The following is a 1,420-nucleotide window of genomic DNA, read 5'->3' on the forward strand; positions in this document are numbered from 1 at the left end:
CGGTCCTCCGGCGGACAAGAAAACTGTCACCCATGCAATCGGTCCATTCTGTTACCTATCTATCCGGTTCGGACACCTGCTCCTTCTCCCCTGTGGGCCCTGTGGGAGAAGGGGAAGAAGGCGCCACCCTACTCCTCCAGATCGATCTCCTCGGTCTCGCCGCCGCTGCAGGTGTAGCAGCAGTCTTCGCATTTTTCCTTGTTGCCGGGGCCGACGCCCCAATAGGTCGCCTCGTCGCCGTCGACCCAGGCGCCGTAGCAGATGGATTCGCCCTCGTTGCAGGAGATCGGCAGCTCTTTGGTCTCGCCGTCGTCGAGGTAGAAATCCTTGCCGTTGCCCGGCCAGACATAGTCGCGGTCCTGGCTGTAGAGCTCGAGCCGCATGGCATTGGGATGGCTGTTCTTGATCTGGAAGGTGACGTCGCCGGCATGAGCGGCAGGCGAAAACAGGACGGCAAGCGAAAACGCGGCGGCAAAGCGGCGCGCAGATAGCAAAGACATGAAAACCCCCGATGACGAATCGGCCCCCACGGCCGATGGTTGGATGATGACATGGCCGGCGCGTATGCCAAGGGGCGGCAGCGAAAATGGCTGACGGAATTGGGGGTGATTGTTGAGGCTGTGGCGATTGGCTGATCTCCCCCCAAGAGGGGGAGATGGCCGGCAGGCCAGAGGGGGGCGCTGTCCCGCCGACGTGTCTATGCTTGGGTTCCTCGCTCCCGCCGAAGGCGGGGGCTAGGTGGCCGCGAAGCGGACGAAGAGGGCGCCTTCGTAGGGCGCTCCCCCTCTCCGTCTCGGCTTCGCCGAGCCACCTCTCCCCACTCCGCGGGGCGAGGAACCTTGTTCTTGCAGCGCCGCGATCCTTCGCGCCCCCCTCTGCCCTGCCGGGCATCTCCCCCTCTTGGGGAGATTGGCAGCTTCAACCCCCCGCTACTCGGCCAGATCCACCGTCTCGGTCGAGTGCTCGGTGCAGATGAAGCAGCAGGTGTCGCAGGGCTGGTCGTTGTCGGGGCCGACGCCGGCGGTGACGGAATCGTCGCCGTTCACCCAGGCGCCCCAGCAGATGTGCTCGCCCGGCTCGCAGGAGATCGGCACGGATTTCCGCGCCTTCGGCCGGATGAGGAAAACCTTGTCGTCGCCCGGCCAGACTTTGCCGCTGTCGCGGCCGAACAGTTCCACCGCGACGCCGTCCGAACGCTGGTTGCGCACGAACACCGACATGTCGGCGGCGAAGGCCGGCGAGGTGAGGAGAAGGAAGGCGAGCAGAGCGCGAATCATGGCGAGGTCCCCAAGAGGGAGTAGAGCACGGGTGAAGTGCGTAATCTCCCCCCTTGTGGCAGGGGAGTTTTTGGGGTTGAGTTTAGGCTGAGAAAGGATTCTTTGGAGAGGCAGTTGAGCGAAGGAGCGACTGCCATTTCCTG

2 protein-coding genes are annotated in these 1,420 nt (G+C 64.1%); both read right to left on the reverse strand.

The window, feature by feature from the left end; genetic code table 11:
• Nucleotides 1–128: 128 nt before the first annotated feature.
• Entirely contained in the window at nt 129–500 is a 372-nt protein-coding gene (locus FJ424_RS33325; protein WP_140660009.1) for a hypothetical protein, read from the reverse strand.
• 429 nt (nt 501–929) lie between these two features.
• Nucleotides 930–1,277 (reverse strand): hypothetical protein, encoded by a 348-nt coding sequence (locus FJ424_RS33330; RefSeq protein ID WP_140660010.1) that lies wholly within the window; start codon nt 1,275–1,277, stop codon nt 930–932.
• Nucleotides 1,278–1,420 lie beyond the last annotated feature (143 nt).

This window comes from Mesorhizobium sp. B3-1-8 (assembly GCF_006439495.1).
In the GTDB taxonomy this organism is placed as follows: Bacteria; Pseudomonadota; Alphaproteobacteria; order Rhizobiales; family Rhizobiaceae; genus Mesorhizobium.